Below are 13,817 nucleotides of genomic sequence, written 5' to 3'. Positions count from 1 at the left end.
GATGTAGTAGAGGAAGCGCAGTGCCTGACTGACCGGCCCGGAGGACAGCTTGTGCAGGAGCAGCGCCAGGACCACCACGAACACCACGAGGGACAGGAGCCAGAAGACCAGGTACAGGGCCACGTGGCCCAGGGAGTCGGCGAAGCGGAAGTCCTGTGCCGTGGTGACGAAGTTGGAGAGGCCGGTGAAGGCGCCTCCGGCGTTCGTGAACGCGAAGTAGATCGCGTAACAGGTCGGAAGGACGCCGAAGGCGATCAGCAGCAGTAGGTAGCCGGCGACGAATGCCACGCCGGCCCGGCTCTGCCGGGAGGTGCCGCGAGGGCGACCCCGGACAGAGCCGGCCGAGGAGGAGCGGGTGAGGGTCACTGGGAGACCTTGTATCCGTCGGCCTGGGCGTACTTGACGATCGAGTCCTGCCAGGCGGGCAGTAGTGATTCGATGGTCTTGCCCTGGGTCAGGCCGGGCTTGACGGTGGCGGCCCAGACGGCCTCCTGGCTGAACTGGCCCGAGCCCCAGTCGGACCACACCTGCGAGGAGGCGTCCTTGAGGGCGGTGAGGTCGCCGGCGAAGTATCCGGAGGCGGCCTGCGCCTTGAGCCACTTGTCGGCGGCGGGCGCGTAGGCCGGGAAGCCGGGGGCCTTGGCGCCCTGGTAGGCGTTGTCGGTGGTGACCCACTTCAGGAAGTCGGTGGCCGCCTTGATGTGGGTGGAGTGCTTGGACAGCAGCCAGGTTCCGCCGCCGACGTTCCCGGTGGAGGGAGAGGAGTCGCCCTGCCACTGCGGGATGGGCGCCACCGCGATCTGCTTGGCCGGAGTCTTGAGCCCGCTCTCGAAGACCGCGCCGCCGTACCACGCCGGGCCCGGCATGAGCAGGACCTTCTTGGCCTCGTTCTTGCCGAAGTCGGTGCTGAAGACACCGCTGATCGACATCGACTTGTTCTTGATCAGTACGTCCAGCAGCTTGGCCATCTTGGTGCAGGCCTCGCTGGTGGTGTTGACCGAGACGGCCTTGGGGCCGGTGATGTGGTTGGCGCCGCACTTGCTCGCCCACAGGTAGATCTCGGGGGTGAAGGTGTCACCCGCATCGCCCACCAGGTAGCCAGGGTGCTCCTTGGCCACCCTCTCGCCGAGCGCCTGGTACTCCTCCCAGGTCGTCGGCACCTTGTAGCCGAACTGCTTCAGCAGCGGCGCGTTGTACCAGAGCACCGCCTGGGAGAGGTCGTTGCGCAGGCAGTAGAGGGTGCCGTCGACCGTGCAGACGTCGTTGGCGCCCTTGGCGAACCCGCCGAGCGTCGCGTCCGGGATCAGACCCTTGTTCAGCGGCGCCGCGAAGCCCGCGTCGACCGCCCAGCTCGCCTCGTTGTTCTGGGAGCTGAAGACCACGTCCGGCCAGCCCTTGCCGGTACGGTTGAACAGCTGGACCTTCGTCTGGAGGTAGTTGGACCCGTTGGCGTCGCCGTCGTAGCTGACGATGTGCATCTTCACGCTCGGGTGCGACGCCTGGTACTGCTTCGCGGCGGCCAGGCGGGTCGCGTCCACCCAGACGGTCAACGCCCCCTTGTCCTGGGCGGCCTGGGTGAATCCGTCCTTGGTGGTGCCGCCGCCGGTGCCACCGCCGCCACAGGCGGTCACGGTCAGCAGCGCGGTGGCCGCACAACCGGCCAGCAACGCCGCACGCTTCTTACTGATCACTCTCTGCGAGTTGGACGCAGGCTTGTTGACCGTCATGAGTGGCTCCACTGGGTTCGCAGGTGCCCCGAGCAGGGGGTGCTTGGATCGGTCGACGCCGGGCCGTCCCGGGCGGCGTCGGACGCTGAGGTGGCATTTCGCGTAACATAAGTCGTCATACGAATGCCGTCAAGAGTGTAGGCGAGTAGAGTCGCCCACCGTTCACCACAAAGCAAGGGGGGCCCGTGGCCAAGAACGCCGGCGGCGCAGCCGAGGAATCGGCTGTCCTCAAGCCCTGGCCCAAGCGCCCAGCCCGCCTGGCCCATGCCGTCGTCGAGTCCCTCACCGACACCATCGTCTCGGGCGCCCTCCCGCCGGGCTCGACCCTGCCGGTCGAGCCCGAACTGTGCGAGACCTTCGGCGTCAGCCGCATCACCGTCCGCGAGGCCGTCAAATCCCTGGAGGCCAAGGGCCTGGTCCGCGCCCGGCAGGGCTCCGGCACCACGGTCACCCAGCCCGAGGAGTGGAACCTGCTGGACCCCGTCGTGCTGGCCGCCACCGTCCAGCACGACGACACTCTCGTCGTCCTCGACCAGCTCGTCGCCATCCGGTCGGCGCTCGAGGCCCAGATGGCCGCCCAGGCCGTCGAGCTGGCCACCGACGAGGACCTGCAGGACATCGAGCGGATGCTCAGCCGGCTCGACGAGGAGACCGCGACCCCGGCCCGGTTCGACGAGACCGACGTCGCCTTCCACGACCGCATCATGCAGGCCTCCCGCAACCGGCTCGGCCGTTCCATCATCCGCACTGTCCACACCCAGGCCCGCACCACGTTGCTGTACACCGGTGCTCCCGACACCACTGGGTGCCGGCAGGCCAACGCGGAGCACCGGAAGGTGGTCGAGCGTCTTCTGGCCCGCGATTCCGAGGGCGCCGCGCAGGCCATGACCGAACACATCGAAGCAGCGTGGCGTCGCCGTCGTCTGCCCAGCGCGGCCCCGCCCGCTCCGTGAGCACAACCGCACCGACGCCCCCGAGCCGATAGGCCGGGGGCGTCGCACATGTCAGGCGCATCGTCCAAGTCGTCGCGACGAAGCTATTGACGAAATTCGTATGACGTCTAATGTTGCGTCGCGGTTTCCCCCTTGTGCCCGCGCCACCCGGCCCAACTCCGGCGAAACATCGCGAGGCCTTCCGAAACAATCCACCGGCAGGTGTCACGTGCGACCAATCCGCAACCACGCCGTCTCCGACCGTCTCAGATCGTGGCTGGCCACAGCCGCCCTCCTCACCGCCTCGGCCGCGGCAGTCCTCGTCCAAGCGGGCCCCGCGTTCGCTGCCACGACGACGCTCTACGCGTCCCCGTCGGGCACCGGCACCGCCTGCTCCGTGAGCCAGCCGTGCTCCCTCACCCAGGCCAAAACCAATGTGCAGGCCAGCAACGGCTCCATGACGGGCGACATCACCGTCGTGCTCGCCGACGGCACCTACCGGCTGACGGCTCCGCTCACCTTCACCGCCGCCGACTCCGGCACCGGCGGCCACACGGTGAACTGGAAGGCCGCGCTGGGCGCGCATCCGGTCATCACCGGCGCGCAGCGGGCCACGGGCTGGACCGTGCAGGACTCGGCGAAGAACATCTGGAAGGCCGACGTCGGCACCGGGTTCGACACCCGGCAGCTGTNNCACCGGGTTCGACACCCGGCAGCTGTACGTCGACGGCGTCCTGGCGCAGCGGGCCCGCTCCACGGTCAACCGCTCGGACCTGACCGTGACCGCGAGCGGCTACACGCTCACCAACAGCGCGCTGAGCTACCTCAACAGCCTTGCGAACCCCGGCCGGACGGAGATCCACAGCATCGCGTCCTGGACCGACCGCTACTCCCCGGTGTCCGGCATCAGCAATGGCACCATGACCATGACCGAGCCCGCGTGGACCAACAACACGTTCGGCTGGGACACCCTGGAGCACCCGCTCCGGTCCGGCCCGCTCTACATCGAGAACGCCTACGAGTTCCTCGACACGGCCGGGGAGTGGTACCTCGACACCGGCACCGGCACCCTGTACTACAAGCCGCTGCCGGGGCAGAACATGAGCACCGCGGACGTCGAGGTGCCGAAGCTGCAGTCGCTCATCGACGTCGGGGGAAGCTACGCCTCTCCCGCCACCCACATCACCTTCGCCGGGCTGCAGTTCTCGGGCACCAGCTGGCTGGGCCCGAGCGGCAGCAACGGGTACGCCGCCCAGCAGACCGGGACCTACCTGGCCGGCACCTGGTCCGCCCCATCGGACCGGCTGACCTCGTGCAGCGCAGGCTGCAAACTGTTCGAGGCGACCCGCCCGCACTGGTACCAGATGCCGGCCGCCGTCCAGGTCTCGGCCGCCGACCACATCACCTTCACCGGCAACCGGTTCACCAACCTCGGGCAACTGGCCCTCGGCATCGGCCAGGACGCCAACGCGCACGCCACCGGTGTCGGACTCGGTGCCGACACCGTCACCGCGACCGGCAACGTCTTCGCCCAGGACGCGGGCGGCGGCATCGTCGTGGGCGGTGTCCAGGCGGACGCGCACCACCCCAGTGACGCCCGGATGACGAACAAGAACATCACCCTGAACGACAACGTCATCCACGACGTGGCGATCGACTACCGCGACATGACGGGCCTCCTGGTCACCTACGTCAACGGCGCGACCATCTCGCACAACGAGGTGTACAACCTGCCCTATTCCGGCCTCGCCGTCGGCTACGGCTGGGGCGTCAACGACCCGGGCGGCAGCCCGGAGTACGCGAACCGCGGCCTGTACGACTACCAGCCCGTCTACTCGACGCCCACCACGGCCCAGAACAACACCGTCACGGGCAACTACATCCACGACATCATGCAGCAGATGGCCGACGGCGGCTGCGTGTACACCCTGTCGGCCTCGCCCGGCAGCGCGATCACGGGGAACTACTGCGTCAACACCAACAACTACTACGGCCTCTACCACGACGAGGGCTCCCGGAACTTCACCGACACCAACAACGTCGTGCGCAACACCGGCGAGTGGCTCTTCGTGCACAACGGCTCGACCCACAAAACCGGCGCCCTGACCGCCACCGACAACTGGACGGTCAACAACACCGCCAGCATCAGCACCAACGACGGTTACGGTGACACCGTCAGCGGCACCGTCGTCGTCACCGACGGCAACTGGCCGTCCGGCGCGCAGACGGTCATGAACAACGCGGGCATCGAGCCGCAGTACCGGCCGTTGACCACCGGCGCCGTCACCGGCCCGTACAGCGCCTACTCCTCCACCCCCGCCGCCACCGGACAGAGCGGCGGCTTCTTCACCGTCACCGATGCGGACACGGACATCTGGGGCGCCGGCGGTCAGCATGACGACACCTACGGCACCGTCTACCAGGCAGGCGCCGCCGTCAACGGTACCTCGGTGACCGCCAGGGTCGACAACGTCGACAACACCAGCGCCTGGGCCAAGGCCGGTGTCGTGTTGCGCAACAGCCTCACCGGCAGCGGGTCCTCACCCGGCTACGCGACCGTGGTGGTGACCCCGGCCAACGGCGTCAGCTTCCAGTGGGACTCCAACGGCGACGGCTACCTCGACCAGCTGACTTCCACGGCCACCTCCGTCAAGGCACCGGTCTGGGTGCGGCTCACCCGCACCGCGACCCAAGTGTCCGGCTACTACTCCACCGACGGATCCACCTTCACCCAGATCGGCTCGGCGGTGACCCTGCCGTCCATGGCCGCCACCCAGGACGCCGGTGTCATCCACACCGCCCACAGCACCACACCCGGCAGCGCGGCCTTCAGCAAACTGCAGATCGTCACCTCGCCCTGGCGTGCCTACAGCTCCATCCCGGCCGCGGTGGGCCAGAGCCAGGGAGTGACCTCCCTGACCAGCGCGGGCATCGACACCTGGGCCACAAGCGCGCTGCACGACGACGAATACTCCGCGGCCTACCAGCCGGCCGCCGCGGGAACCTCCTCCACGGTCACCGTCCACGTCGACAGCCAGGACAACACCAACGCCTGGGGCAAGGCCGGCCTGATGCTGCGCAACAGCATCGCCGCAGCCGGTTCGTCCACCGGGTACGCCTCCCTCGCCGTCACTCCCGGCAACGGCGTCAGCCTGGAGTGGGACTCCGACGGGGACGGCTACGTCGACAAGATCACCACCAAGACCGGCCGCTCCGCCCCCGTCTGGCTCCGGCTGGTCAGGAACGGCACCTCGGTCACCGGTTCCTACTCCACCGACGGCACCACCTGGACCACCGTCGGCACCGCCACACTGACCGGAGCGAACAGCAGCCTGGACGCGGGCACGTTCTTCACGGCCCACGCCCCGACACCCGGCACCGCGAACTTCAGCCAGTTCTCCATCAGCTGACGAATCGGAGGCGGTACCCGTACCGAGGCAGGACCGCTAGGCACAGCGCCGCCTGGCGGTCCTGCGCGGCAACACCCAGCTGTGCGGGGGCGGGAGCTGCTGCCCCGGCCCCCGCTCCTCCCGCCGGCTCAGAGCGCGGTGAAGGTCCACTGCACGTTGGTGCTGCTGTTTACATGGCATGTCTGCGGGTCATGCGTCGGCGGACGGATGGGGCTGTGGAGCTTTCGGTGTCCACGCGTAGCTGGAAGGCGATAAGTAGTACTCATTTTGCCGGGATCCACAATGCGAGTCCTGGATCCTCAACTACTCATATGCCGTATAGCGGCCGTAATTGTGCATACATCTCTTACCCATTGTCCCTGGGATCAAATAAACGCCGTACGCACCCTTGACGAACCCACTGATAAGACGGCTAATTTCTTCCACGTCAGTGACATTCAAGCCGCCTTAAAGTGGTGGACGCCTACCAGGGACGGTCGGCGTCGGCCCGTCCAAGCCGCCGCCCCCGAACCGTCCTGGGGCAGTGAAGTGCGTTGATGGACAAGAGCGACCACCACAGGGTATTCGCCGGCCACGCCGTGTCCGTCACGGGCGAAGCCCACGTCACCTCTACCGCCAGGAACTCATCTCGTCCCGCGAGTTGCGCCGCCCGCCGACGCCCGTGAGTCCGCCGGACGCTCAGGGACCGGACAACGAGGAAGACCCGCACCACCAGACCGAAAACTTCACAGGAGCCGACGCATGAACGCTTTGCCGACCGTCCGAAGCAACCGGAGGGGCAGACCCCCGGCGGCCTCCGTCTTCCGCCGCCTGGCGGCAGCGCTCCCGGCCGCGGTCTCCGCCGTCGTGCTGGCCTCCCTCACCACGACGACGCCGGCCGCGGCCGCGACCCAGGCGACGTACTACGTTGCCCCCAACGGCGACGACGCCAACGCCGGGACGATTTCCGCACCGTTCAAGACCCTGCAACACGCCCGGGACGTCGTGCGCACGGTGAACGACAACATGAGCGGGGACATCAACGTCTATCTCCGGGGCGGCACTTACCCGGTCAGCAGTACGATCGACTTCACCTCGGCCGACTCCGGCACCAATGGGCACCAGATCGTGTACGCCGCCTACCCGGGTGAGAAGCCGGTCCTGGAAGCAGGCGTTCAGGTGACCGGCTGGACCCAGCACAGCGGGAACATCTGGAAGGCCACACTCAACCGCGACGACAAGCTCCGCGCGCTCTACGTCAACGGCAAGCGCGCCGAGATGGCCTCGAAGACGATCAACTCGGCCGGATGCTACGGGACGTACACCGTCACGGCCGGTCAGGCTCCCTGGGCCTGGGAGTCGGGTTCGCAGTGCGACGGGGCCAAGTACAGCCTCTCCGACCTGCCGGCCGTCGCGTCCAACCAGGACGACGTCGAGATCGTGTCGGCGACCACCTGGACCACGGCCATCGTGGGCGTCCGTCAGATCACCACGAGCTCGGACGGCGCCAGCCGCGTGGCTCTGTTCCAGCAGCCGGGTGCGGCCATCGCCCAGGCGCCGCCGTACGGCCCGTTCAAGGCCGACGGCAGCCATACGTTCATGAACGCGTACGAGTTCCTGGACAAGCCGGGCGAGTTCTACTTCGACAAGAGCACCCACACGCTCTACTACTACAAGGCCGGCTCCGAGGACATGACGTCGGCGCAGGTCTTCGCGCCGAACCACGTGTCCACCCTTCTGAAGATCGCCGGAACGTCGAGGACCGACCACGCGCGGAACCTCACGTTCTCGGGGCTCACGGTCGAGCACTCCGACTGGAACCTGGTCAATGTGGCGGGTTCCGTCTTCCGGCAGGGAACTCAGGGCAACGCGAGCTCGAACGTGTACGCGCGGCAGAACTTCCACGCGTACACCTACCGCAACGTCGACCTGCCGCCCGCGGCCGTCCAGATCGAGAACGCCGACGGGATCGTCCTGGCGGGCAACACGGTTCAGCACACCGGCGCCGACGGCATCACCCTGGCCAACGATGTGACGGACTCGCAGCTGACCGGGAACGTCACGAACGACATCGCCGGGTCCGCGATCACTGTGGGACATCCGCAGCACGTGTACATCGGTGACTACACCTCGACCAACCACGAGAAGTACCCGGTGAACGTCGAGGGGCTCTGCAAGAACATATCGATCACGGACAACTACCTCTACGACAGTGCGGTGTTGTTCCAGGGCTCCAGCCCGGTGTCGGCATACTTCGTGGACTCCCTGTCCGTGCAGCACAACCGGATCGAGAAGTCCCCGTGGGCGGGCATCACCCTCGGCTGGGGCTGGTGGAACTTCGACGGTTCGACGAACTCCATCAATCCCGGGAACCCGACGACCACGGCCAGGAACAACACCGTCAAGTACAACGAGATCTTCGACACGATGCAGGTGCTCGGCGACTCCGCCCCCATCTACACACTGGGCAGCCAGCCGGGAACGGAGATCAGCAACAACTACATCAAGGGCGTTCCGGCCGGCCACAAGTACGGCCTGCACCCTGATGAAGGCTCCGCCTTCATCAGCTACCACGACAACGTGTTCGACGTCGACCCCGGCTACGGCACCGTGAACAAGATCTTCGACAGGAACGTCCCGAACAGCACGATCCAGGATGTGCGGGGCTACGCGGACAACGTGTGGCCGGCACAGGCCTACGGCATCGCTGTGAACGCGGGTCTGGAGGAGGCCTACAAGAATCTGCTGCCCGCGGCGGTCACGGCTGCGCAGGACTACGCGCTGCCCGCGAGCACGTTCGCCGGTACGGGCGTGATGACCGTTCCGGTGCGCAGCCCCAAGGACGCGACCAAGACGCTGTGGCTGGCTCCCGCCGGTACGACGACGTTCGCCGCCGGTCCCACCATGACCAGCGCGAGCGGCACCTCGACGAGCATCCGCGTCCCGCAGACGGCGGGTGACTACCGCCTCTTCGTCGTGGACGCCCAGGGCAACGCGTCCCCCGCGTCGAAGGCGCTGGTGCGGCAGCGCTGGAACCACGTCGACGACAAGGCCGCGGGCGTGACCTACTCCGGCACCTGGTCGAACTGGAACGACACGAAGGACATGAACGGGTCCGAGAAGTTCACGAACACCGCCGGTAACTACGCCGAGTTCTCGTTCACCGGCACGGGTGTGCGCTACCTGAGCATGACGCAGCCGAACATGGGCAAGGTGGACGTCTACCTCGACGGCACCCTGGCCCAGGCGGGCATCGACGCCTACGCGACGACGGTGACGAAGCAGGTGCCGCTGTTCGAGAGGACGAACCTGCCCGCGGGCCCGCACACGATCAAGGTGGTGTGCACGGGGACGAAGAACTCCGCCGCCTCCAGTGCCGTCTGCGCGCTGGACGCCTTCGCCTCCATTCAGTTCCCCGCGAAGAACGCCAACTACAAGGTGGTCAACAAGGGCAGCAACAAGGCCGTCGATGTGTCAGGCGGATCGCTGACGGCCGGAGCCGACATCATCCAGTGGACCGACTCCGGAGCCGGGAACCAGAACTGGCGCTTCGTGCCCGTGGGTGACGGCAGTTACGAGATCGTCAGCCGCAACAGTGCCCTGCTCATGGACGTCAGCGGCGCTTCCACCGCGGACGGCGCGACCATCGTCCAGTCGTCCGACACCAACGCCGCGAACCAGCACTGGACCCTGACCGCCACCGGAAACGGCTACTACAAGATCAAGAACGTGAACAGCGGCAAGGTGCTCGACGTGTCCTCGGGAGGCACTCAACTCGCCCAGACGACGGACACGAACGCAGACAGCCAGCTGTGGAAAATCGTGAACGTCGACTGATCCGCCCGGCAAAGGGGCATGCGGGGACGGCGCCGGCCACACCCGGACCGGCGCCGTCCCCGCACGCCCCCAGCACCGCGCACTCGAATCGAGCAGCACCGCCATATATGTGATGACGCCTACCAGGGACGGGACTTGTGGACATCACCAGACGACAACTCGGCCGACTCGCCGCGGTCGGCACCGGGGCGCTCCTGCTGCCGGGCCTGCTGTCACCGGGCAGCGCAGCGGCAGCCGCCCTGTCGGCCGGCAAGTGGGGCGACCAGGGCGACGGCACCTACGTCAACCCCGTCCTCCCGGGCGACTTCAGCGACTGGGACTGCATCCGGGTCAGCTCCGACTACTACGGCATCACCAGCACGTTCGGCTATTCGCCCGGCGTAGCTGTGCTGCACTCGAAGGACCTGGTCAACTGGCGCACGCTCGGCGGCGCGGTCTGTGACGTGACTCAGATCGGACCGGAGCTGAACTGGGACCGGATGAACCGCTTCGGCCGCGGTGTGTGGGCCGGGGCCATCCGCTTCCACGCGGGCCGGTACTGGGTGTACTTCAACACCCCCGACGAAGGCTTCTTCATGACGTCGGCCGCGTCACCGGAAGGGCCGTGGGATCCGCTGACGGCGGTGTGGCGGACCTCCGGCTGGGACGACCCGTGCCCGTTCTGGGACGACGACGGGCAGGGCTACCTGGTCACCTCGCACTACTCGGACGGCTACAAGATCAACCTGTTCAAGCTGTCCGCGGACGGCAAGTCGCTGGTCGGCTCGCCCACGGTCATCCACCAGTCGTCGGGCAGCGAGGCCAACAAGCTCTACAAGATCAACGGCCTCTACTACCACCTGTACAGCGAGGTGAAGTCCGAGGGCCGGGTGCTGATGATGAACCGCAGCTCCAACCTCTACGGCCCCTACGAGACCAAGCAGCTCGAACACGTCAACACCTCGGTCGACCGCGAGCCCAACCAGGGCGGCCTGGTACAGGCCCCCGACGGCACCTGGTACTTCGTCACCCACCACGGCCACGGCGACTGGGAGGGACGCGTGCTGTCCCTGCTGCCGGTGACCTGGATCGACGGCTGGCCCATCCTGGGCCAGGTCGGCACGGACGGCATCGGCACCATGGCGTGGACCGGCCAGGTCCCCGCCGGCGGCACCCCCGGTCTGCCGGTCGACGCGCTCCCCTCCGTGGTGACCAGCGACCTGTTCACCGACACCCGCCTCAAGCCGCAGTGGGAGTGGTACTATCAACCCCGCGCGGACCACTGGTCGCTGACCGATCGCCCCGGCTACCTGCGGCTGAAGGCGTTCGCCCCGCTGGCGGCCGACAACCTGACCAAGGTCGGCAACACCCTCACCCAACGCGTGCTGCGCACCGCGGGCGGCGCGACGGTGACGGTCCGTCTCGAACTGGCCGGCCTCGCCGACGGCCAGCACGCCGGACTGTGCCACTACGCCGCCACCTACGCCGGATTGGGCGTCCGCCGCTCCGGCACCACCACCACGATCGTGAACAACGTCAACGGCACCCTGACCGCCGGTCCGACGATCACGCAGAACGCCGTGTGGCTACGCACCACCTGGGACGTCAACGGCGTCAGCCAGTTCTCCTACAGCCTCGACGGCAGCGCGTTCACCTCCTTCGGCGGCACCTACCAGCTCACCTGGGGCGGATACCGCGGTGACCGGATCGGCCTGTACACCTACAACCCCGACAACACCGGCTACGTCGATGTCGACTCCGTGCAGTACACCCTCGCCCCCACCAGGGCCTACACATGCGTCAGCGTGCGCAGCGGCAAGGTCGCCGACGTCTCCGGTGGATCGACCGCCGACGGCGCCGGTCTGATCCAGTGGCCCGACAACGGCGCAGCGAACCAGCAGTGGACCTTCCAGTCCACCGTGGACGGCTACCACACCATCACCTGCGTCCGCAGCGGCAAGGTCCTCGACGTATCAGGCTCCTCGACCGCGGACGGCGCACGGATCGTACAGACGACCGCGGACGGCCGCACCAGCCAGCAATGGCAACTGCGCCCGCTGACCGGAGGCGCGTTCGTCGTGGTCAACCGCAACAGCGGCAAGGTCCTCGACGTCAGCGCAGGCAGCACGGCCGACGGCGCCGCGCTCATCCAGTACTCCGACAGGGGCAGCACCAACCAGCAATGGACCTTCTCACGCGTCAGCGGACAGTAGGGTGGTCAGGCACTTGCAGGTGGTGTGTGCGTGCTCGCCGAAACCGGCGCCGCCGTGTGCTGGGTCGGCGAACGCGGCGTGCGCTACTACGCCTCCGGCCGCGCCCTCAGCCGCTCCTCCGTCCTCGCCGAAGCTCAGGCACGCCAGTGGGCCAACCCTCGAAACCGCCTTGCCGTGGCCCGCGCCATGTACCGCATGCGCTTTCCCGACGAAGACCCCGCCGGGCTTACCCGCCAGGAACTCATGGGCCGAGAAGGGCGACGCGTCAAAGACTGCTACCGCGCTCAGGCGGCCCGAACCGGTGTGCCCTGGCGCGGCCGCCGCTACACGCCCGGCGACTTCGCCGGCGGCGACTCCGTCAACCAGGCCGTCACTGCCGCCGCGCAGTGCATGTACGGCATCGCCCATGCCGTCGTCACCTCACTCGGCTGCAGTCCCGGCCTCGGGTTCATCCACACCGGCCACGAACTGTCCTTCGTCCTCGACATCGCCGACCTCTACAAAACCGACATCGGCATCCCGCTCGCCTTCGACGTTGCCGCGGACGACGACGGCGACACCGACATCGGCGGCCGCACCCGCCGCGCCCTGCGCGACCGGATTCACGAGACGTCCCTCCTGGACCGCTGCGTCCACGACATCAAGCGCCTGCTCTTGCCCGCCGGCACCCCTGAAGAGCCCGCGAACAACGACAGGGACATCGTCATGCTTCAGAGCGACGGCAACCAGCAGGTCGCCGCCGGCATCAACCACGACGGGCCCGACGACTACAAACAGGTGAGCTGGTGACCGTCATCGTCCTCACCAACTGCCCACCCGGCCTCCGAGGATTCCTCACCCGGTGGTTCCTGGAAATCTCCGCCGGCGTCTTCATCGGCAACCCCTCGGCCCGCATCCGCGACGTCCTCTGGGACGAAGTCCGACAGTACACAGGCCAAGGACGCGCCCTCCTCGCACACACCACCAACACCGAACAGGGCTTCACTTTCCGTACCCACGACCACGCCTGGCATCCAATCGACTACGAAGGCGTAACGCTGATCCAACGCCCCAGCCCCACGGCCCCCGCATCAAGCACCAGCCCCACAGCGACTCCACCTGTCGGCTGGAGCAAGGCGGCAAAGCGTCGCCGCTTCGGAAACCCTTGATGCCTTTCCTGGCGGCTTGGGCGAATTGCCGAAATCAATGAACGTCATGGGAAACCCCACGCTGCCGGAGTAAAAGCCCAGTTCAGGGAGTCTGCTCCCCGCGCCCGCGGGGATGGTCCCAGCCGGGTCTGATCGACCTCGCCGCAGGTGAACTGCTCCCCGCACCCGCGGGGGTGTTCCCCGGAACTTCTTCTTGAACTCGGCCACTCCGGGCTGCTCCCGGTTCCCCGCGTCTGGGGGCTGCTCCCCAGTACGATCTTCGCTGACGGGTGATCGGGGTCTGCTCCCGCCGCCCGCCCGCTGGGGCCGGCGGTGACCCGCGGTCCGGCCGGGACTGGGACTGCTACCCGGGCCCGGCGGGATTGGCCCCCCAGCCGCTGGAATGGCTGCTGCACCCGGCCTCTGCATTCCGCATTGGCGAGACGGGTCCCCTCGGGTGCTGATCAGCCCCGAGTGAGAGGCTGCTCGCCATGCCCGGACGGTGCGAGCAGCCGTCGGGCCGTCGACATGGGGCTGCTCGTGGGCGCCCGGTTGCCTCAGGTGGTACGCCGTCTGTATTGCGTGCCGACCGGGGCGTGATCAGGTGCGGTGC

Annotated in this window: 8 protein-coding genes and 1 pseudogene; 6 read left to right on the top strand and 3 right to left on the bottom strand. The window is 67.6% G+C overall.

What is annotated here, in order from left to right:
• Nucleotides 1-366, bottom strand: a pseudogene (locus JF597_RS09575) (sugar ABC transporter permease); the annotation flags it as partial.
• Complete coding sequence (locus tag JF597_RS09570) at nucleotides 363-1,727, bottom strand: ABC transporter substrate-binding protein (protein WP_293991742.1); 1,365 nt, start codon at nucleotides 1,725-1,727, stop codon at nucleotides 363-365. The pseudogene JF597_RS09575 and the gene JF597_RS09570, both read right to left, overlap by 4 nt.
• A 185-nt stretch (nucleotides 1,728-1,912) precedes the next feature.
• Between JF597_RS09570 and JF597_RS09565 the strand changes: the two genes are divergently transcribed.
• Nucleotides 1,913-2,680 carry a FadR/GntR family transcriptional regulator gene (locus tag JF597_RS09565; RefSeq protein WP_293991740.1) on the top strand — a complete coding sequence of 256 codons (768 nt, stop codon included), beginning with the start codon at nucleotides 1,913-1,915 and terminating at the stop codon, nucleotides 2,678-2,680.
• 474 nt (nucleotides 2,681-3,154) lie between these two features.
• Here JF597_RS09565 and JF597_RS09560 read toward each other — a convergent pair whose 3' ends face one another.
• Nucleotides 3,155-3,340 (bottom strand): hypothetical protein, encoded by a 186-nt coding sequence (locus JF597_RS09560; protein ID WP_293991737.1) that lies wholly within the window; start codon nucleotides 3,338-3,340, stop codon nucleotides 3,155-3,157.
• 98 nt (nucleotides 3,341-3,438) lie between these two features.
• Here JF597_RS09560 and JF597_RS09555 point away from each other — a divergent pair, with 98 nt between their 5' ends.
• From JF597_RS09555 to cas2e, 5 genes are all read left to right on the top strand, one after another.
• The gene (locus tag JF597_RS09555) at nucleotides 3,439-6,069 is read left to right on the top strand and encodes a right-handed parallel beta-helix repeat-containing protein (RefSeq protein ID WP_293991735.1); all 2,631 of its coding nucleotides are present in this window, start codon (nucleotides 3,439-3,441) and stop codon (nucleotides 6,067-6,069) included.
• 741 nt (nucleotides 6,070-6,810) lie between these two features.
• A complete protein-coding gene (locus JF597_RS09550; RefSeq protein ID WP_293991733.1) occupies nucleotides 6,811-9,885 on the top strand; it encodes an RICIN domain-containing protein in 3,075 nt (1,024 codons plus the stop codon).
• A gap of 137 nt (nucleotides 9,886-10,022) precedes the next feature.
• A complete protein-coding gene (locus tag JF597_RS09545) occupies nucleotides 10,023-12,077 on the top strand; it encodes a family 43 glycosylhydrolase (protein WP_293991731.1) in 2,055 nt (684 codons plus the stop codon).
• A 30-nt stretch (nucleotides 12,078-12,107) separates the two neighbouring features.
• On the top strand, nucleotides 12,108-12,866 hold the full coding sequence (cas1e, locus tag JF597_RS09540; RefSeq protein ID WP_366916387.1) for a type I-E CRISPR-associated endonuclease Cas1e: 759 nt from the start codon (nucleotides 12,108-12,110) through the stop codon (nucleotides 12,864-12,866).
• A complete protein-coding gene (gene cas2e, locus JF597_RS09535; RefSeq protein ID WP_293991729.1) occupies nucleotides 12,863-13,225 on the top strand; it encodes a type I-E CRISPR-associated endoribonuclease Cas2e in 363 nt (120 codons plus the stop codon). Before cas1e ends, cas2e begins: the two co-directional genes overlap by 4 nt.
• Nucleotides 13,226-13,817 lie beyond the last annotated feature (592 nt).

The sequence above is a fragment of the Streptomyces sp. genome (assembly GCF_019510245.1).
Lineage (GTDB): Bacteria > Actinomycetota > Actinomycetes > Streptomycetales > Streptomycetaceae > Streptomyces.
The sequence above is the reverse complement of the archived record's forward strand: the minus strand, read 5'-3'. Positions and strand labels throughout refer to the sequence as shown.

Excerpts from the sequence above, each read along its gene's own strand:
- JF597_RS09570 (WP_293991742.1), bottom strand. The coding sequence starts at position 1,727 with ATGACGGTCAACAAGCCTGCGTCCAACTCGCAGAGAGTGATCAGTAAG.
- JF597_RS09550 (WP_293991733.1), top strand. The coding sequence starts at position 6,811 with ATGAACGCTTTGCCGACCGTCCGAAGCAACCGGAGGGGCAGACCCCCG.